Here is an 18,771-nt window from a genome sequence, read left to right as displayed (position 1 = left end):
GGGGGGGGCAACAAATAACTCCCCCACCGGGGCCTCCCCCGCCGTCACCCCCGCCGGGCCGCCCCCCCCGCGGGCGGGCCCCACGGCGCGTTCCCGTGGTCTGCCCGGTGCTCCGGCGCGGCACACGACCTGGCTGCACCGACCTGAGAGGGCGGGGCCGCGAACCTCTCCGGTCACCGCGTCAACGCCGGCCCACCGACTCCGTCTCGTTCCAGAACGAGGTCAGCACGCCGGACGTGGTCTCGGGCGCCTCCACGTTGGGGGAGTGGCCCGCACCGGGCACCACCAGCCGCCGGGCGCCCATCCTCGCGGCCATGTCGTCCTGCTCGGCCGGGGACCACGCGTCGTCGTTCTCCCCGTAGACCACGAGCTTGGGGATCTTCAGGTCGGCGAGCTCGTCGACGCGGTCGTCGGCGCCCAGCAGGTCCTCGGCGGTACGCATCAGGGCCAGTGCGCTGCTGGACAGCAGCCGGTCTCGGAGGAACTCCCGTATCACCGGGTCGGGGGTGCGGCTGCGCGCCTGCGCGTCGAAGCGTTCGTCCCACAGCTCACGGAGCCGTTCGGGGGTGGGGTCGACGGAGAGCGCGGCGATGAGGTTGCGGGCGAGCACGGCGCCCTGGCCGCCGAGAGCGGCCGGGCCGCTGCACAGCAGGGTCAGCGAGGCGAGGTCGGCGAGGCCGGACAGGGCGGTCTCGCGGGCCACCAAGCCGCCGAAGGAGTGCCCCACCAGATGGGCCTGTCCGCTTCCGCCGACGAGGTCGACGACCTCGGCCACCACTCCGCCGAGGGAGGACAGGCGGTAGTCGGGGACCTGGACGCCCGGCGGAGCGAGGAGGGTCTCCCATCCAGGCGACTCGTAGGTGCCGGGCAGGTCGATCGCGACCACCTCCCGCCCCGCCTGGGCGAGGCTCTGGAGGAGGGCGATGAAGTCCTCCTTGCTACCGGTGAAGCCGTGCACCAGGACAGCGGGAGCCAGCTCGGTGCTCCCGGAGGTGGGCATCGCACGGAGGGCGGCGAGGGGACCGTACGAGAGGGGCAGGTCCGCGCGCCGCACGCCCGGCGGCAGGTCGATGAACTGAGGTGTACTCACGTCGGGCCACCCTAGACGATCGGTGGCCCGGCCCGGACTGTTCCGGGCCGCGGCCGACGAAGCGGCCACCGACACCGGCACCGCGGGGAGACGCGGTGCCCGCACGTCGTGCGCTCGCCGTGGCGCCCACCCTCGCGGGCGCCGCACGGCGGAGGGGTCAGGTGTTCTCGGGATCCCGCTGCGTGGTTCCGGTTCCGCCGCGGGTGCGGCGGCGGCGCCGGACCCTGGGGGCGCCCTCGTCGGTGGTCCTGGCGCTGTCGCGGGGGGCCTCCGCCTGTGCCGGCGCGGGGGTCTCCACCTTGACCGGGGCCACCTCGGCCGGAGCCGATTCCGGTCCGCCGCGGGTGCGGCGGCGCGAACGGCCGCGGTTGCGTCCGCTCCCGCTCTCGGCCCGGGCGCCGGCTCCGCGGTCCCGTCCGCCCTCGTGGTCACGTCGGCCGCCCCGGTCGCCCCGCGGAACGCCGGTGTCACCGATGTCCTCGACCTCCTCGGCCTCCAGGCCGGCGTGGTCGGCGCGCTTGTCGGCGGCCAACTTGCCCTTGGTCCCGGCGGGGATCCGCAGCGCCTCGAAGAAGTGCGGCGAGGTGGAGTAGGTCTCCTCCGGCTCGGCGAACGGCAGGTCGAGGGCAGCGTTGATCAGCTTCCAGCGCGGCATCTCCTGCCAGTCCACGAAGGTGACCGCGGTACCGCTGCGCCCGGCCCGGCCGGTGCGGCCGATGCGGTGCGTGTAGGTCTTCTCGTCCTCGGGGGTCTCGTAGTTGACGACGTGCGTGACGTCGTCCACGTCGAGCCCGCGGGCGGCCACGTCGGTGGCGACCAGGATGTTGATCTTGCCGTTGCGGAAGGCCCGCAGAGCCCGCTCGCGCTGGCTCTGGCCCAGGTCGCCGTGCACGGCCGCGACGGCGAACCCGCGCGTCTTGAGCTCGGTGGCCACCCGGTCGCAGGCCCGCTTGGTCTGGCAGAACACCATGCTCTGGCCGTGGTCCTCCGCCTGGATCAGGCGGGCGAGCATCTCGATCTTGTCCATCTGGTGGGTGCGCAGCGCGTGCTGCGTGATCTGCCCGGTGATCGCGGAGCCGTCGATCTCGTTGTCGTCCCCCGCGCGGACGTGCGTCGGCTGGCGCAGGTACTTGCGGGACAGGGAGACGATCTCGCTCGGCATGGTGGCCGAGAAGAGCATCACCTGGCGCTCGACGGGGATCTTGGTGAGGATGCGCTCGATGTCGGGCAGGAAGCCGAGGTCGAGCATCTTGTCGGCCTCGTCCAGGACCACCGCGGACACCTCGTCCAAACGCAGGTGCTTCTGGTTCTCCAGGTCGAGCAGGCGGCCCGGGGTGCCGACGACGACGTCGGTGCCCTCCTTGAGCCCGTTGACCTGGGGTTCGTAGGAACGTCCGCCGTAGACGGTCAGCACACGGCCGCCGCTGCGCTTGCTCGCGGTCGTCAGGTCCGCGGCGACCTGGATGGCCAGCTCGCGGGTCGGGACCACCACGAGGGCGCGGGGACGCTTGGAGGTGCCGGGTGCCTTCTGCGCCCGCTGGAGCAGCGGGAGGCCGAAGGCCAGGGTCTTACCGGTACCGGTACGGGCCTGTCCGATGATGTCGCTGCCGTGCAGCGCGATCGGCAGGGCGAGCTCCTGGATGGGGAAGGGCTCGGTGATCCCCTCCGCTTCCAGGGCGTCGGCGAGTTCCGTGCTCACCCCCAGATCGCGGAAGGTCGTCTTGGGTTTGGTCGTGACTTCTGTGGTGCTCAGGGCTCAAGCCTCCATCTTGGCGGGCCGCAACATTGACGTGGCCGCGGCGGGATGCGGTCGCGGTCGGCTCGTGGCCGCCGCGATGGGCGCGGCTCACCGCGGCCGTAACGGCGCGGTGGCGCTGCCTGCGTGATCCGTGCGGCGTGGGGGGTTCCCCGCCGCGGATCAAGGACCGTCCCCGCGTGGACGGGAACATCCGTGGTTCGTCGTTTTCCTCGCGCGGGCCCCGCGACCACGTGGTGGTGCGGGTCCGCGCCTGGGTGGGCGCCGCCTGCGCGACGCCGATGCGCGGGAGCATCCCCGTGTGTGAGGAGAGCCTCGGGTCGGCCGCACGCGCCGGTCATCACGCAGAGTCTAGCTGGTGACGCGCCGGGTGGACATAGCAGTTCACTCCGGTTGTGGACGGCTGGGACCGTACCCGCTCCCAGCGTGTGCAACCGTGCCGACGAGCCGTTTAGTCCCCGCGCGCTCCCCGCGCTCCCCGGGTTCGGCGTGTCCGCGACCGGGCGCTACTCTGGCGGGCATGACCAAAGGCCCCTCTGCCGACCCCGGCGTGATCGACCTGCTCGGGCTGCTCGCCTACGCGGAGCTCGGTTCCTTCTTCCGTCTCGCGGACGACGCCGGCCTCGCCCCGTCGCTGCGCAGCAAGGGCCAGTTGGCCGCCCTGGCCGCCGCCGAACAGGCGCACTACCAGACCCTCCGGGACCGCCTGGAGGAGCTGGGGTTCGTCCCCGAGGAGGCCATGGAGCCGTTCGTGGCGCCGCTGGACGCCTGGCACGAGCGCACGGAGGCGCAGAGCTGGCTGGAGAGCCTGGTCAAGACCTACGTCGGCGACGGCATCGCGGGTGACTTCTACCGCAAGGTCGCGGCTCTCGCCGACGAGGAGACCGCGGTCCTGGTCGAGGGCGTGCTCGCCGAGACGGGACGGGCCGAGTTCGTGGCCGGGGCGGTGCGCGCCGCCGTGGCGGAGGACCCCACACTGGCCGGGCGGCTGTCCCTGTGGGCCCGCCGCCTGGTCGGCGAGGCGCTCAGCCAGGCGCAGCACGTGGCGGTGAGCCGCCCGCGGCTGGCCGCGCTCCTGGCGGAGGACCCCCAGAGGTCCGCGGACGCCACCGGGCTCGGCGACCTGGCCGCCGTGAGCCGCATGTTCGCCTCCCTCACCGACCGCCACAAGGCGCGCCTCGACGCGATGGGCCTGTCCGCCTGAGCCCGCCCCGCACGGAGGCGGACCCCGGCGCGGCTTGACCCGTACCAGGGGCGCTCTTGGTCAAGCGGGGGTAATATCCAACACTTTCGTGACGATTCGTTGGTGAAGGCACGTAAACTCGTTGAAGTTTCCCGTCTCCTGACCACGCGAATAGGTACTTCCATGCCCCGTGGGACCTCCGTGCGCCATCCGCTGGCCGGACTCACCCGTGACTTTCACAGGATCGGCCCCCTGGACGGGCCGGTCGACCCCTGGATGTGCTCTGAGCTGGACCAGCACTCCGCACAGGTGTGCGAAGGAATCACCTCCTCGGGCAGCGGGCTCAACGCGCGCACCCTCGGCACCTACCTCCACGGCTTCCTCGACGGCTGCCTCGAAAGGGGTTGGGACTCCGAGGCCGTCGAATACGACTGGGAGACCCTCCGCATTCTCGCGATCTGCCGACTGGCCAAGGACCGTGGTTTCGTCCGCTAGGTTGGTGACGTCCGCAGACGGGTGTGACCCACGACGCGAGGTCCTCCGTGGGCATGTGCCCTTCCGGTTCTCCGGCGAAAACACGCCGCCGGGCGTACGCTGAAAAGCATCAGGCCACTTCCGGCGGCCGTGAGCGGTCCGGCGCACCGTGGTCGAACCAGGGCACTGCGGAATGCAACGTGGGATTCACGGCGTTACGCCGGTCCGGGAGCGGACCGGTGGACGCCGTAACTGGCGGAGCGGCCCGCAGAGCCGCGAGAAAGGAATGCGAATGAGGAGCGGTCGACATGGGGCTGCGCGCCCACCGGTCGGCGTCCTGATCCAGCAGGACCGCGTCGACTTCGCGCTGTTCGCACTGATCATCGTCGTCGCACTGGTGTCGATGGTCTTCACCGGACCGGGGAACCTGGCCTTCTGGCTGGCTTTCCTGCCGATCATCGCCTCCGTCGTCCTCGCCGTCCGGCGGATCGAGCACCTGGCGCGCCTGGAGCTGCGCGACTCCGAGTTCCTCTGAGGGCCGTCCGGGCCGGGTACGGCGTGCACGACGAGGGCGGGGCCGTCCGGCCCCGCCCTCCTCTGCTGTCCGCGGTCTCAGGGACTCGCGGAGTGATCCGTCACGAGGTCGGCCCACTGCCCGTTCCGGGGCGGGTGGACGGTGCCGAGGTCGACGCCGACGCGCCCTCCCTGCGCCCGGCGGTGGCGGGACCGTTCATCGCGGCCTCCCGGCCGGCCCGGTAGCTCTCCTCGCCCTGGCCGCCGAGGCGGCTCGTCTCGCGCTCGGCCACGTCGAGCCAGCGGGACCAGCGCGAGCGCATCGGCTCGATCATGCCGCCGCCGACACCGACGATGAGGATGCCGCCGATGGTGGCAAGGACCGCGATCAGGACCGGCAGGGTCACGCTCACGGCGACGCCCATCTGGTTCAGCGCCGCGATGACACCGAGGGCCAGGATGAACACCCCTGCCACGTTGGCCAGGAACCGCCCGTAGGAAAGGCCGCTCAGCGCGCCCGAGACGAGGTCGCGGACCGCCTTGGCGATCATGGCGGCGACCACGACGATCACCAGGGCCACGATGCCGCGCGGGATCCAGGCGATGACGTCGTTGAGCAGCGTGCTGATCGGGTTCGGACCGAAGACGCTGAACGCGAGCGTGAACACGAACAGCAGTCCGACGTAGTAGATGATCTTTCCGCACAGCTCGCTGGCGGTCCAGCGGCTGCGCTCGAAGTACTCGCCCACACCCCCACGGTGCAGCGCGCGGTCCAGTCCGACGCCGTGCAGGCCCTTGGCGACCCCCTTGCCCACCAACCAGGCGATGAGCCAGCCCAGAACCAGGATCGCGAGGAAGCCGATCAGCAGCGGAACGAAACCCGCCACCGCCTGCCAGGCCGTCATCAGGCCCTGACCCGTGTCCATAACGTCTTCACCCCCAAATCGCTCACTCCGCCCATGACCCGAATGAGGTCCGGGCGGATTCCGCGAAGAGAAGCCAGTTACTTCTCATTCCGGCGATACCCGGCGAAATGGAATTGAACCGCTTGTCAGACATCAGGTGAGGGGATTGCCTTTTCTTGGTGAATTCCTTGCGAAAAAGGGGGAGGGGACTGCCCGGGCGGGGGAAGACGCCGCCGGGGCGACCGGTTCCGCCACAGCGGAGGGCCCCCGTGCGCGGTGCGCACCCGGGGGCCCGTGTTCCTGTGTCCGGACGGCCGCAGGGCCGGTCCCCGGAGCGGGAAGCGTGTCCTAGGAGTCCTGTTCGTCGGCCCTGCGCTGGAGGTCCCAGCCGCTTATACCGCGCCAGGCCAGCCGGGCCACGAGCTGCTCGGCGGCGTCCTTGGGGACGGCCCCGTGGTTGTTGAGCCAGTACCGGGCGCTGGTCTCGGCCATGCCGACCAGGCCGATGCTCAGCAGGTGCGCCTCCTCGTCGGAGATGCTGGTGTCCTGCCGGATCACCGCGCCGATGAGTTCGGCGCAGCGCTGGAACGTCTGCTCGGTCTTCTCCCGCACAGCGGGAAGGTTGCGCAGGTCGGACTCGAAGACCAGCCGGAAGGCCTCGCCGTCGCCCGCGACGAAGTCGAAGTAGGCCTGGAAGCTGGCCGCGACCCGCTGGTGGTTGTCGTCGGTGCTCTCCAAGGCCTCGCGCTGCTTCTCGACCAGCGCCTCCGAGTGCTCTTCGAGCAGGGCCAGGTACAGCTCCAGCTTCCCGGGGAAGTGCTGGTAGAGCACTGGCTTGCTGACACCTGCGCGGTCGGCGATCTCGTCCATCGCCGCCGCGTGGTAGCCGCGGGCGACGAAGACCTCCTGTGCTGCGGACAGGAGTTGGCGGCGCCGCCTGACCCGGGGCAAGCGGGTGCCCCGGGCGCGGGCGTCTGAAGGAGCTGTCACACCCACACCCTCCGAACTCGGCATGGCAGATGCGCGCCATGTTCGAACATCTGCGTGGCTAGTACTGCCGGACGCTGCCGATCGATGGCGCGTCGTACAGCTTTCGCCCCATCTTACTCCCGCGTAGCTTCCGTGCGGGCGGACGCGGGGGCCGAGGGCCCGGTCACGGCGCCGCAGCCCCGGCGGACGGGGCCGGAACCGGCCCCGAACCGCGGGCGGGGGTCACCTTCGCTCGTCGTCGTCGGTGCCGACCTCGAAGGACTGCTCCACCACGTCGGCCTCGTCGGCCTCGTCGAAGCTCTCCTCGGAGGGGGCGTCCCAGCCGTCGTCGCCACCCGCCGTCGCGCGCTGCTCGGCCGCGTCGGCCTCGGGTACCTCCGCCTCCGGGTCCCCACCGGGTACCGGGTGTCCGCCGACGGGACTGCTCTCTGATGTCACGGGGTACTCCCCACGTCGTCGCTGAACGTATAGGCGACACTACCCGCCGGTTCGCGCGGCACACGGGACCGCTCGGGATGAACTCGCGGGCCGCGCCGGTTGGTGCTGTACGGGGAGGTCGCACGGGTGTCATGTCCCACGCCTCCCCGCGGTGGGAATGGAAAACCCCACCCGTTAGGTTGGGTATAAGTGCAAGCACGCTTCGCCCCCGCGCCCTCTGCCGGTTCCGGTACGGGCGGTCGAAGCACCATGAACAGACATGAGGAGTCACCGTGTCGCTGCCGCCGCTGGTGGAACCAGCTGACGAGCTGACCGTGGACGAGGTGCGCCGCTACTCGCGCCACCTGATCATCCCCGACGTGGGCATGGACGGGCAGAAGCGCCTGAAGAACGCCAAGGTGCTGGTCGTCGGCGCGGGCGGCCTGGGCTCCCCGGCGCTGCTCTACCTGGCCGCCGCGGGCGTGGGCACGCTCGGCATCATCGACTTCGACGTCGTGGACGAGTCCAACCTCCAGCGCCAGGTCATCCACGGGCAGAGTGACGTCGGCCGCCCCAAGGCCGAGTCCGCCCGGGACAGCATCAAGGAGGTGAACCCCAACGTCGAGGTCATCCTGCACCAGGACCGCCTGGAGTCGGACAACGCGTTGGAGATCTTCGCCCCCTACGACCTGATCCTGGACGGGACCGACAACTTCGCGACCCGCTACCTGGTCAACGACGCCGCCGTACTGCTGGACAAGCCGTACGTGTGGGGTTCCATCTACCGTTTCGACGGCCAGGTCAGCGTCTTCTGGAACGAGCACGGGCCCCAGTACCGCGACCTGTACCCCGAGCCCCCGCCGCCCGGCATGGTGCCGTCCTGCGCCGAGGGCGGCGTCCTCGGCGTGCTGTGCGCCTCCATCGGCGCCGTCATGGTGAACGAGGCCATCAAGCTGATCACCGGCATCGGTGACCCGCTGGTCGGCCGCCTGCTCATCTTCGACGCCCTCGAGATGACCTGGCGCGAGGTCAAGGTCCGCAAGGACCCGGACACCGAGCCGATCACCGAGCTGATCGACTACGAGGCGTTCTGCGGCGCCGTGTCGGAGGAGGCCACCGAGGCCGCCGCCGGCTCGACGATCACCGCACCCGAGCTCAAGGAGCTCCTGGACACCAAGGCCGAGGACATCTTCCTCGTGGACGTCCGCGAGAAGAACGAGTACGAGATCGTCAGCATCCCGACCGCGACCCTCATCCCGAAGGGCGAGTTCCTCAACGGGAAGGCGTTCGAGAAGCTGCCGCAGGACAAGCGCATCGTCTTGCACTGCAAGTCGGGCGTGCGCTCGGCCGAGGCCCTCGCGGCGGTGCACGCGGCCGGGTTCTCCGACGCCGTGCACGTCGGCGGCGGTGTCCTGGCCTGGGTCAACCAGGTCGACCCCAGCCTGCCCGCGTACTAGCGGCCGGGGGGAGACCCCGCGAAACGGCGCCGGGTGCGGTACCCGGCGCCGTTCGCGTTCCCCGGAAGGGGAGTGGGTACAAGACTCCCGAGGCCGTCGGCCGATCCCCGGGACGGCCCTGCTGCTTGGGAGGTGGCGCTATGCGAGAGAAGGGACGCCGGGCGGACTGGGTGGCGGTGGTCGCCGGTCTGGCCCTGGGAGTGAGCTGGCTCTGGCACGGGATGTACGGGTTCAGCGGGGGAGCGATGTTCGTCCTCGGGCTGGGCGTCGTCGTGGGGGCCTCGTTCTCCCTCACCCGCCCGGGCGCCCTGTCGAGCGAGTTGGGCATCCTCGCGATCGGCGTACTGGTGTTCGCGATGCCCTGGCTGCTCGCCTTCACGCACCTGCCCGCGGCCGCCTGGACCGCGTGGGTCATCGGCGGGGGCATCGCCCTGCTGGGGGTGTTCGGTCTGGTGCAGGCCGACCGGGCCCGCCGTCGCGACCCCGACCTCGCCTGGAGCGCGCACGTCAACGAGGTCCCGAGCTGACCCGACCGCGCCGCCGCCGCACCGCGGGGGCCGTTCCCGCCGGACAGCGGGGGCGGCCCCCGCCGCGTGCTGGATAGGCTGCGGGGGTGTTCGCGGACGAGGAGGGCGGGCCGGACGACTACGCCGAGGAGGTCCTCGGGCTGGTCGAGCGGATCCCGCCGGGACGGGTGATGGCCTACGGCGACATCGCCGAGTACGTCGGGCGGGGAGGCCCCCGCCAGGTCGGCTCGGTCATGTCCGCGTGGGGCGGTGCGGTGCCCTGGTGGCGGGTGGTGCGCTCCGACGGGCGTCCCGCGTCCGGCCACGAGGTACGTGCTCTTTCCCACTACGCGGCCGAGAGCACCCCCATGCGTCCCGGGAACGACCGGGTGGACATGCGCAAAGCCCGTTGGGACGGCGGATCCGGGGATTGAGGAGCTGGTTGGAAGCCTGGGAGGCGTCCGAGAAGGTCGCCGCCTTCTGGTGAACTGGTGACGTGAACCCATCTCCGTACCGACTCGTGCGGCGCGCCAACCAGGTGCTGCCGCCGCCGGTGCTGGACGAGAACCAGCAGCGCGTGGTCGACCACGCGGGCGGACCCCTCCTGGTCCTCGCCGGGCCCGGCACGGGCAAGACCACCACGATCGTCGAGGCCGTCGTCGACCGCATCGACAACCGCGGCGTCGACCCCTCGCGCATCCTCGTGCTCACCTTCAGCCGCAAGGCCGCCCAGGAACTGCGGGAACGCATCACCGCGAGGCTGCGCCGCACCACCCGCGAACCGCTGGCCCTGACCTTCCACAGCTACGCCTACGCGCTGATCCGGCGCGAGTTCCAGCGGGCGGGCGACCTGCCGCCGCGCCTGCTGTCGGGTCCCGAACAGCTGATGGAGGTCCGCGAGCTGCTGGCGGGAGAGGCCGCGGACGGAGCGCGGGAGTGGCCGGAACGCCTGCGCCCGGCGCTGGAGACCCGGGGGTACGCCGAGGAGCTGCGCGACTTCCTCATGCGCGCCCAGGAGCGCGGGCTGGGCCCCGCCGAGCTGGAGCGCCTGGGCCGTGAGCGCGGCCGCGACGACTGGGTGGCCGCCGCCGGTTTCCTGGACCGCTACACGGGACGGTTCGACATCGCCCCCGTCCCCACCCTCAACTACGCCGAGCTGGTCAGGGTCGCCGCGAACATGCTCTCCGACCCCGCGATCCAGGAACGCGAGCGCTCCGCCCACGAGGTGGTGTTCGTGGACGAGTACCAGGACACCGACCCCGCGCAGGAGGAACTCCTGCGAGCACTGGCCGGGGACGGCCGCGACCTCGTCGCGGTCGGCGACCCGGACCAGTCCATCTACGCCTTCCGCGGCGCCGAGGTCCACAACATCCTCGACTTCCCGCGGCGCTTCACGACCACCCGGCGCACCGAGGCGCCCGTGGTGGCCCTGCGCACGTGCCGGCGCAGCGGTACCGCCCTCCTGGCCGCCTCCCGCGCCCTGACCCGGCGCCTTCCCGCGGTGACGTCCGCGCGCGGCCACGTCAACGAGCACCGCAACCTGGTCCCGGCCCCGGGCGTCCCCGACGGCGAGGTCCGCGTGATGACGGCCGACAGCCCCACCCAGGAGGCGGCCGTCATCGCCGACACCCTCCGCCGTGCCCACCTGGTGGACGGCGTCCCCTGGTCGGACATGGCCGTGCTCGTGCGCTCGTCCACCCGCCAGCTGCCCGTCCTGCGGCGCGCGCTGACCGCCGCGTCCGTCCCCGTCGCGGTCGGCGCGGACGACCTGCCCGTGGCCGCCGAGCCCCTCGTGCGGCCCCTGCTCGCGCTGATCCGTTACGGCCTGTCCCCGGACCTGCTCGACGAGGACTCCGCCCGGGAACTCCTCACCGGGCCCTTCGGCGAGGCCGACACGGTGCGGTTGCGCAGGCTCGTCCGGGCGCTGCGCCGCCTGGACCTCGACCGCGCCCACGAGGGCGACGGGTCCTACCGGCCCGCCGCGAGCCTGCTCGTGGACGTCCTGCGCGACCCCGCCGACCTCGCCCTGATCGCCTCCGACGTCGCCGCACCCGCCGAACGCGTGGCCCGCGCCCTGAGGACCGTCCGCGACCTGACCGCCAGGGGATCCGACGCGGAACAGGTGCTCTGGGAGCTGTGGCGTGACAGCGGGCTCGCCGACCGGCTGCTCCGCGCGAGCCTGGCCGGGGGGCGCCGGGGCGCCGGGGCCGACCGCGACCTCGACGCCGTGGTGGCCCTGTTCGAGAGCGCCGCCCGCTACTGCGACCGGCTGCCCCCCGGCAGCCCCGCCGGGTTCCTGGAGGACCTCGCAGCCCAGGAGATCCCCGGTGACAGCCTCGCCGAACGCGCCCCCGAGGGCGAGGCCGTGCGCATCCTCACCGCCCACCGCTCCAAGGGCCTGGAGTGGGGGCTGGTCGTGGTCGCCGGCGTCCAGGAGGGCGACTGGCCCGACCTGCGCCTGCGCGGGTCCCTCCTCGGCGTGGAGGAGCTGGTCGACGCCGAGGTGCACGCCGCCGACTCCTCGGGCGCCGCCATGGCCTCCAAGCTCATGGACGAGGAGCGCCGCCTGTTCTACGTCGCCCTCACCCGCGCCCGCCGTACCCTCGTGGTGACCGCGGTGGGCGGTGAGGAGGCCGACGAGCGCCCCTCCCGGTTCCTCAACGAGATGGGCGCCGGCGAACCCGAGCCCGTCGGAACGGGCCGCCGCTGGCTGTCCCTGCCCGCGCTCGTCGCCGACCTGCGCTCGGTGGTCACCGACGCCTCGGCCCCCGACCCGCTCCGGACGGCCGCCGCCGACCACCTGGCCCGCCTCGCCGAGGAGGGAGTACGCGGCGCCGACCCGTCGGAGTGGTACGCGCTCACCCCCTTCAGCGACGACCGGCCCCTGGCCGGGGAGGACGACACGATCCGCGTCTCGCCGTCCCAGGTGGAGAGTTTCACCAACTGCCAGTTGCGCTGGCTCCTCGAACGCGCCGCCGGGGCCTCCTCCGGCGACTCCGCGTCGGCGCTGGGAACCGTCGTGCACGCCGTCGCGGTTCTGGTCGCCCAGGGCAGCAGCGCCGACGAGATCGGGGGACGAATGGACGAGATCTGGGCCGACCTGGACTTCGGCGGCCCCTGGCAGGCCGCCCAGCAGCGCGGGCGCGCGGACGAGATGGTCCGCAAGCTCATCTCCTGGGACTCCGCCAACGACCGCGACCTCGTGGTCACCGAGGAGGGGTTCAAGGTCGAGGTGGGCGGCATCGAGATCACCGGCCGGGTGGACCGCCTCGAACGCGACGGCGAGGGCCGCGCCGTGGTCGTGGACATCAAGACCGGTCGCGCCAAGGCCGAGGACCTGGCACGCCACCCCCAGCTCGGCGTCTACCAGATGGCCGTGCTCAAGGGCGCGTTCGCCAAGCTCGGACTGGCCGAACCCGGCGGGGCCTCGCTCGTCCAGGTGGGCGGGGCCGCACTGGCCAACAAGGCGCGTGAACAGCCGCAGCCGGCGCTGGGGGAGGACCCCGACCCCCGCTGGGCCCAGGACCTGGTGCTCGACGTCGCCGGCGGCATGGGCGGCTCACGGTTCACCGCCATCCGTAACAAGGGCTGCAACGCGTGCGCCGTGCGCGCCTGCTGCCCGGTGCAGGACGAGGGCAGACATGTCTGAACCCCATCCCCTTTCCCCCGAGCCCCCACCGGAACCCCCGCCCCCTCCCCGCCTGAGCCCCGCCGAACTCTCCAGGCTCCTCGGACAGCCCGAGCCCACCGCGGAGCAGTCGCAGGTCATCTCCGCGCCGCTGGAACCGGGCGTGGTCATCGCCGGTGCCGGTTCGGGCAAGAGCGAGACGATGGCCTCGCGCGTGGTGTGGCTCGTCGCCAACGGCCACCTGCGTCCCGAACAGATCCTCGGCCTGACCTTCACCCGCAAGGCCACCGCGGAGCTGGCGGAGCGGGTGCGCAGGAGGCTGGAGCAGCTGCGCGCCACCGAGCAGTTCCCCGAGGAGCTGCTCGACGGCGAGCCCACCGTGTCCACCTACAACGCCTACGCCGGGCGCATCGTCTCCGACCACGCCCTGCGCGAGGCCGTCGAGCCCACGTCCAGGCTGCTCAGCCAGGGCCAGTCCTGGCAGATCGCCGCCAGGGTCGTCGGCGAGTACGACGGCCCCATGGACCTGGTGACCGTGGGGGCCGACACCGTCACCCAGCGGGTCCTGCACCTGTCCGGGGAGATCGCCGACCACCTCACCACCACCGACCAGGTGCGCGGCATCGGCCGGTGGATCCAGGCGGGTGTGGACGGCATGACCCGCAAGGCCACCAAGGAGACCCGCGACCTGGTCGCCGCCCAGCGCCGACGCGAACAGCTCCTGCCGCTGGTGGACCGCTACAACCACGCCAAGCACGCGCGCGAGGCCATGGACTTCGGTGACCAGATGGCGCTGGCCGCCCGCATCGCCGAACACCACCCGGAGGTCGGGCTCATCGAGCGCGGCCGGTACAGGGTGGTCCTGCTCGACGAGTACCAGGACACCAGCCACGCCCAGCTGGTCCTGCTGCGCTCGCTGTTCGGCGACGGCCACCCGGTGACCGCGGTCGGCGACCCCTGCCAGTCCATCTACGGCTGGCGCGGCGCCATCGCGGCCAACCTCACGCGGTTCCCCACCGACTTCCCGGCGGCCCCCGGCAGGCCGGCGGCCGTGCGCCGGCTCTCCACCAGCTTCCGCAACGGTGAGCGCGTCCTGGAGGTGGCCGAGCGGATCTCCGAGGAGCTGCGCGCCGAGGCCCGAGACGTCCCCGTCCTGCACCCCGGACCGGCCCGGCGCGGACGGGGCACCGCCCTGACGGCGCTGTTCCCCACCGAGGCCGGGGAGGCCGCCTGGATCGCCGACCAGGTGCACCGCCTGGTCCACGCCGCGCCCGACCAGCCCGGCGGCGCCCTGACCGCACCCGACTCCCTGCCCTGGCCCGAGGGCGAGTCGGGCGGTGCCGAGGACGGCGGGGTCGGCCCCGGCGACGTGGCCGTGCTGTGCCGCAAGCGGTCCCAGTTCCCGCCGCTGCGCGAGGCACTGGAGGCGCGCGGTATCCCGGTGGAGGTCGTCGGCCTGGGCGGCCTCATGATGGTGCCCGAGGTCCGCGACATCATCGCCACCCTGCGCGTGGTCCACGACGCCTCCGCCGGGAACGAGCTCGCACGGCTGCTCACCGGTCCGCGCTGGCGCCTGGGCCCCCGCGACCTGGCCGCGCTGGGCGCCAGGGCCACCGAACTGGCCCGCCACACCCGGCGCGACCTGACCTCGCCCGGCCCGGGTGAGGAGGGGGGAGCCGCGTCGGAGGCGTCCGCCGGCGGGGAGGGCGACGACATCCTGCGCCGCACCGTGCTGGACCTGACCGCCGAGAGCGGCAGCCTGGTGGACGCCGTGGACGACCCCGGCGCCGCCGAGAACTACTCCGCTGCCGCCCACGAGCGGTTGGGCCGCCTCGCCGAGGAGCTGCGCGGCCTGCGCAAGCTCGTCGGCCAGCCGCTCCCCGACCTGGTCACCGAGGTCGAGCGGATGCTCGGTCTGGACATCGAGGTGGGCTCCCGCACCGGCCGTGACCCGCTGTCGGCGCGCGCCGACCTCGACGCGTTCGTGGACCACGCCGTCCGCTTCGTCGGCAACAGCGAGGACCCCACCCTGGGCAGCTTCCTCAGCTACCTCAACGCCGCCGAGGAGAACGAGAGCGGGCTCGCCCCGGGGGAGCGGGTCGGCGGTTCCGACAGCGTCAAGCTCATGACCATGCACGGCGCCAAGGGCCTCCAGTGGCCGGTCGTCGTCGTGCCCGGGATCAGCGGGGGCAAGCGGTCGCCGCTGTTCCCCGCCAAGGCGCGTGACGCGCTGGCCTGGGCGGGGGCCGACCACCTGCTGCCCTACCCGCTGCGCGGCGACCGCGACAGCCTGCCCCGGCTCACCGGCGTCGACAAGGAGGCCATCACCGGGTTCCGCCAGGCGGAGCGGGACCGCCAGCTCATGGAGGAGCGGCGGCTGGCCTACGTCGCCGTCACCCGCGCCTCGTTCGCCCTGGTGTGCACCGGCCACTGGTGGGGCCGCGAGGGGACCGCCCCGCGCGGGCCGTCGGCGTTCCTGGAGGAGATCCGGGAGGCGTGCGAGGGCGGAGCCGGGGTGGTGGCCGGGTGGGCCCCGCCACCGGGGGAGGACGAGACCAACCCCCACGACGACGAGGAGAGCTCCGCCGTGTGGCCGCCGACGGCCGGGGACGGCCCGCAGGGAACCGGGGCGGCCGACGGCGCGGCAGCGCACGCGCCCGGCACCTCCACCCGCCACGCGGAGATCACGGAGGGGGCGGCCCTGGTCGAGCGCGCCCGCGCGCGCCTGCTCGCCGGAGAGCCAGCCCCGGCGGGACAGGCCCCTCCCACGGGGCTGCGCCGCCGCCTCCAGGGCTGGGAGCGCGACACCGAACTGCTGCTGGCCCACCGCCGGTCCGAGGCCGCCGGATCGGGCGGCGGACCCGTCCAGGTGGAGCTCCCGGGGCACCTGTCGGTGTCCTCCATGGTGTGGCTGGCCAGGGACCCCTCCGCCCTGGCCCGGCAGATCCGCCGCCCGCTGCCCCGCCCGCCCGCGCCGCACACCCGGCGGGGCACCGCCTTCCACGCGTGGCTGGAGCAGCGGTTCGGCCAGCGGGCGACCCTGCTGGACGAGCTGCCCGGCGCGGCGGACGAGACCGCGGGGGAGGACGAGGACCTGGCCGAGCTCCAGCGCCGCTTCGAGCAGAGCGAGTGGGGGTCCCGTGTCCCCGTGGAGGTGGAGGTGCCGTTCGAGACGGTCATCGGGGACCGGCTCGTCCGCGGCCGCATGGACGCGGTGTTCCACGACGCCGGGACGGGCCGCCACGACGTGGTGGACTGGAAGACGGGGCGCCCGCCCGGCAACGACGCGGAGCGCCGGGCCGTGGGCGTGCAGCTGGCCGCCTACAGGCTGGCCTGGGCCGACCTGGCCGGGGTGGACCTGGAGGAGGTGCACGCCGCGTTCCACTACGTACTCGCGGGAAGGACGGTGCGCCCCGCCGACCTGCTCGACGCCGAGGGCCTGGCGGCGCTGATCTCCTCCGTCCCCGAGCCCGGCTGACGGTGCGGCGGCCGGTGCCCGCCGGTGCCGGCACCCGTGACCGCCGCCGGGGACCGGGCGGCGGGGATCCCCGTCCCCCGCCGCCCGTGTTCGGTCAGAGCACGCCGAAGACGAATCCGCCCGGCGAGCGCGGGTCGTCGCCGAAGAGGTACTCGCGGGACGACAGGACGAACTCCTCGCGGTTGATGAACCCGTCACCGTTGGGGTCCAGACTGGCGAACCGGTCCGCGGCCTCGGTGGCCTCCGTCCCCAGGACCTCCGCGTAGCGGAGGAACTCGGCCGTGCTGATCCGGTCGTCGCCGTCGGTGTCGAGGAGGTCGAAGACGGCCTCGGCCACGCCCTCCGTCATGTTGAACCGGCTCCGGTCCTCGGCGGCGGCGTGCATGGCCCGGACGAACTGCTCCCGGTCCAGGCGTGCGTCGTCGGCGCCGGAGTGGCGCAGCAGCTCCAGCCACAGCATCTGGTAGGACGCCTGGACGGCCTGGGCCTTGCGCTCCTGCGGGTCCAGTCCGTAGCCCGCGACGTAGTGTTCGACCAACCGCTGGTAGTCCGACCAGGTCACTGCGCGGTCGTGGTCGGAGTCGAGGGCGTCGAAGAGGTGGCTGAACCTCACGGCGGTCGCCTCGGCGGGAGTGGTGCTCACGTGCGTCCTCTCGTCGTGGGGCGGGCCCTTCCCGCCCCCGTGCTCCTCTGAGTCTCCCGCGCCGGGAAAGGTTCCGTGGCCGGTCCGCGCCACTCCGGCGCACCGGCCGCCGCGGCCGGTACGCGGTGCTTCGCGCGGGGAGCGAAGGGGTGGGGGCAGACCGCCCGGTGCTGCGGCCAGGGCCGTGGGGCGGAGGGGCGCCCCGGCCGGACGAGTCGGTGCTGACGAGGGCGGGCGTGACCCGGTTCGTCCAGGTTCTAGGCTCGATCCGACAAGGACGTCTAGGAAAGGACGGGCAGATGGACGCGCGCGCCCACATCGAGGCACACCGGGACGAGTTCCTCGCCGCGCTCAGGGAGTGGCTGGCGATCCCCTCGATCTCGGCCGACCCGGCGCACCACGACGACGTGCGGCGGTCCGCGCGGTGGCTCGCCGACCACCTCGCCGCGACCGGGTTCCCCACCGTCGAGGTGTGGGAGACCCCCGGTCTTCCGGCCGTGTTCGCGGAGTGGCCCGCCGCCGACCCCGACGCCCCCACCGTGCTCGTCTACGGGCACCACGACGTCCAGCCCGTCGACCCGGTGGCGGAGTGGGCCACCGACCCGTTCACCCCGACCGAGATCGGCACCTCGCTGTTCGCGCGCGGAGCCTCCGACGACAAGGGGCAGGTGCTCTTCCACGCCCTCGGCGTGAGCGCCGCACTGGCGGCCTCCGGTGCCGACGCGCCGCCCGTCACCGTCAAGCTGCTGGTGGAGGGCGAGGAGGAGTCCGGGTCGGTCCACTTCGCCGACCTGATGAGGGCCAACCGCGCCCGCCTGGTCTGCGACGTCGCCGTCATCTCCGACACCACCATGTGGGCCGCCGACACCCCGTCCATGTGCGTGGGCATGCGCGGCGTCACCGACGTCGAGATCAACCTGTACGGCCCCGCACGCGACCTGCACAGCGGTTCCTTCGGAGGCGCGGTCCCCAACCCGCTCAAGGCCATGAGCGACCTGCTGTCGGGCCTCCACGACCAGGACGGCCGCGTCGCGGTCCCCGGGTTCCACGACGGGGTGGTCGAGGCGGACCGCGAGGAGCGCGACCTCATCGCCCGGCTGCCCTTCGACGAGAAGGAGTGGCTGGAGACCGCCGCCTCCACCGCCACCTGGGGGGAGAAGGGCTACAGTACCCTGGAGCGGATCTGGCTGCGGCCGACCGCGGAGATCAACGGCATGTGGGGCGGGCACACCGGCGCGGGCGGCAAGACCATCGTGCCGCGCTCGGCCCACGCCAAGGTCAGCTTCCGACTCGTCCCGGGGCAGGAGCCGCTGCACGTCCAGGACCGCGTCCGCGCGTACGTGGAGGCCAACACCCCCGCGGGGCTCAGGGCCGAACTGGAGTTCGGCGGCCCCGGCGTGCGCGCCTGCGCCTCCGACCTGTCCTCCACCGCGCTCAGGGCCGCGCGGTCGGCGATGGAGCGGGCCTTCGGCACACAGGTGCTGTTCACCCGGGAAGGTGGCAGCGGACCCGAGGCCGACATCGCCGACATCCTCGACGCACCCCTGGTGTTCGTCGCGGTCGGCCTGGACGAGGACCGCATCCACGCCCCGAACGAGAAGGTGGAGATCCCCCTCCTCCTCAAGGGCGCGGAGAGCGCCGCCCACCTGTGGGAGGAACTGGGCTCCGCGAACCGCGCCTGAGCCCTGCCCGCGCCCCCGGAACGCATGCGGCCGCCGCATGCGTTCCGGG

The 18,771-nt window shown here is 72.9% G+C and carries 15 protein-coding genes; 9 read left to right on the top strand and 6 right to left on the bottom strand.

Annotation, left to right across the window (positions count from 1 at the left end; all coding sequences use genetic code 11):
* Positions 1-181: 181 nt before the first annotated feature.
* Both ACFWTE_RS10305 and ACFWTE_RS10300 read right to left on the bottom strand, forming a co-directional pair.
* Entirely contained in the window at positions 182-1,090 is a 909-nt protein-coding gene (locus ACFWTE_RS10305; RefSeq protein ID WP_378779017.1) for an alpha/beta fold hydrolase, read from the bottom strand.
* A 157-nt stretch (positions 1,091-1,247) separates the two neighbouring features.
* Positions 1,248-2,789 (bottom strand): DEAD/DEAH box helicase, encoded by a 1,542-nt coding sequence (locus ACFWTE_RS10300; RefSeq protein WP_378779016.1) that lies wholly within the window; start codon positions 2,787-2,789, stop codon positions 1,248-1,250.
* Positions 2,790-3,366: 577 nt separating this feature from the next.
* On the opposite strand from ACFWTE_RS10300, the gene ACFWTE_RS10295 reads away from it, so the two are divergent.
* The 3 genes from ACFWTE_RS10295 to ACFWTE_RS10285 all read left to right on the top strand — a co-directional run bounded on the left by ACFWTE_RS10295 (position 3,367) and on the right by ACFWTE_RS10285 (position 5,038).
* A complete protein-coding gene (locus ACFWTE_RS10295) occupies positions 3,367-4,050 on the top strand; it encodes a ferritin-like fold-containing protein (RefSeq protein ID WP_378779015.1) in 684 nt (227 codons plus the stop codon).
* Positions 4,051-4,212: 162 nt separating this feature from the next.
* On the top strand, positions 4,213-4,524 hold the full coding sequence (locus ACFWTE_RS10290; RefSeq protein ID WP_378779014.1) for a DUF6401 family natural product biosynthesis protein: 312 nt from the start codon (positions 4,213-4,215) through the stop codon (positions 4,522-4,524).
* 271 nt (positions 4,525-4,795) lie between these two features.
* On the top strand, positions 4,796-5,038 hold the full coding sequence (locus ACFWTE_RS10285) for a hypothetical protein (RefSeq protein ID WP_378779013.1): 243 nt from the start codon (positions 4,796-4,798) through the stop codon (positions 5,036-5,038).
* Between the two features lie 100 nt (positions 5,039-5,138).
* Here the strand turns inward: ACFWTE_RS10285 and ACFWTE_RS10280 are convergent, their stop codons facing one another.
* From ACFWTE_RS10280 to ACFWTE_RS10270, 3 genes are all read right to left on the bottom strand, one after another.
* The gene (locus ACFWTE_RS10280; RefSeq protein ID WP_378779012.1) at positions 5,139-5,942 is read right to left on the bottom strand and encodes a hypothetical protein; all 804 of its coding nucleotides are present in this window, start codon (positions 5,940-5,942) and stop codon (positions 5,139-5,141) included.
* 327 nt (positions 5,943-6,269) lie between these two features.
* Complete coding sequence (locus ACFWTE_RS10275; protein ID WP_378779011.1) at positions 6,270-6,911, bottom strand: TetR/AcrR family transcriptional regulator; 642 nt, start codon at positions 6,909-6,911, stop codon at positions 6,270-6,272.
* A 222-nt stretch (positions 6,912-7,133) separates the two neighbouring features.
* A complete protein-coding gene (locus ACFWTE_RS10270) occupies positions 7,134-7,349 on the bottom strand; it encodes a hypothetical protein (RefSeq protein ID WP_378779010.1) in 216 nt (71 codons plus the stop codon).
* Between the two features lie 272 nt (positions 7,350-7,621).
* Between ACFWTE_RS10270 and moeZ the strand changes: the two genes are divergently transcribed.
* From moeZ to ACFWTE_RS10245, 5 genes are all read left to right on the top strand, one after another.
* Positions 7,622-8,785, top strand: a complete 1,164-nt coding sequence (gene moeZ, locus ACFWTE_RS10265; RefSeq protein ID WP_378779009.1) for an adenylyltransferase/sulfurtransferase MoeZ — start codon at positions 7,622-7,624, stop codon at positions 8,783-8,785.
* A gap of 140 nt (positions 8,786-8,925) precedes the next feature.
* Positions 8,926-9,312: an SPW repeat protein gene (locus ACFWTE_RS10260; protein WP_378779008.1), complete on the top strand. Its 387-nt coding sequence runs from the start codon at positions 8,926-8,928 to the stop codon at positions 9,310-9,312.
* Positions 9,313-9,398: 86 nt separating this feature from the next.
* Complete coding sequence (locus ACFWTE_RS10255; protein ID WP_378779007.1) at positions 9,399-9,725, top strand: MGMT family protein; 327 nt, start codon at positions 9,399-9,401, stop codon at positions 9,723-9,725.
* 86 nt (positions 9,726-9,811) lie between these two features.
* Positions 9,812-12,940 (top strand): ATP-dependent helicase, encoded by a 3,129-nt coding sequence (locus tag ACFWTE_RS10250; RefSeq protein WP_378779046.1) that lies wholly within the window; start codon positions 9,812-9,814, stop codon positions 12,938-12,940.
* Positions 12,933-16,397: an ATP-dependent helicase gene (locus tag ACFWTE_RS10245; RefSeq protein ID WP_378779006.1), complete on the top strand. Its 3,465-nt coding sequence runs from the start codon at positions 12,933-12,935 to the stop codon at positions 16,395-16,397. Before ACFWTE_RS10250 ends, ACFWTE_RS10245 begins: the two co-directional genes overlap by 8 nt.
* A gap of 94 nt (positions 16,398-16,491) precedes the next feature.
* Here the strand turns inward: ACFWTE_RS10245 and ACFWTE_RS10240 are convergent, their stop codons facing one another.
* Entirely contained in the window at positions 16,492-17,040 is a 549-nt protein-coding gene (locus ACFWTE_RS10240) for an EF-hand domain-containing protein (RefSeq protein ID WP_378779005.1), read from the bottom strand.
* A gap of 299 nt (positions 17,041-17,339) precedes the next feature.
* Here ACFWTE_RS10240 and ACFWTE_RS10235 point away from each other — a divergent pair, with 299 nt between their 5' ends.
* Positions 17,340-18,722, top strand: coding sequence for a dipeptidase (locus ACFWTE_RS10235; protein WP_378779004.1), 1,383 nt, complete (start codon positions 17,340-17,342; stop codon positions 18,720-18,722).
* The last annotated feature ends 49 nt before the right edge of the window (positions 18,723-18,771 follow it).

Source organism: Nocardiopsis sp. NPDC058631 (assembly GCF_042716955.1).
GTDB lineage: Bacteria > Actinomycetota > Actinomycetes > Streptosporangiales > Streptosporangiaceae > Nocardiopsis.
This window is presented reverse-complemented; position numbering and strand designations above follow the sequence as displayed.

What these genes read in the sequence shown, in the direction of transcription:
- ACFWTE_RS10260 (WP_378779008.1), top strand. Translation starts at nt 8,926, where the DNA reads ATGCGAGAGAAGGGACGCCGGGCGGACTGGGTGGCGGTGGTCGCCGGT.
- ACFWTE_RS10280 (WP_378779012.1), bottom strand. Translation starts at nt 5,942, where the DNA reads ATGGACACGGGTCAGGGCCTGATGACGGCCTGGCAGGCGGTGGCGGGT.
- ACFWTE_RS10245 (WP_378779006.1), top strand. Translation starts at nt 12,933, where the DNA reads ATGTCTGAACCCCATCCCCTTTCCCCCGAGCCCCCACCGGAACCCCCG.
- ACFWTE_RS10235 (WP_378779004.1), top strand. Translation starts at nt 17,340, where the DNA reads ATGGACGCGCGCGCCCACATCGAGGCACACCGGGACGAGTTCCTCGCC.
- ACFWTE_RS10285 (WP_378779013.1), top strand. Translation starts at nt 4,796, where the DNA reads ATGAGGAGCGGTCGACATGGGGCTGCGCGCCCACCGGTCGGCGTCCTG.
- ACFWTE_RS10290 (WP_378779014.1), top strand. Translation starts at nt 4,213, where the DNA reads ATGCCCCGTGGGACCTCCGTGCGCCATCCGCTGGCCGGACTCACCCGT.
- ACFWTE_RS10295 (WP_378779015.1), top strand. Translation starts at nt 3,367, where the DNA reads ATGACCAAAGGCCCCTCTGCCGACCCCGGCGTGATCGACCTGCTCGGG.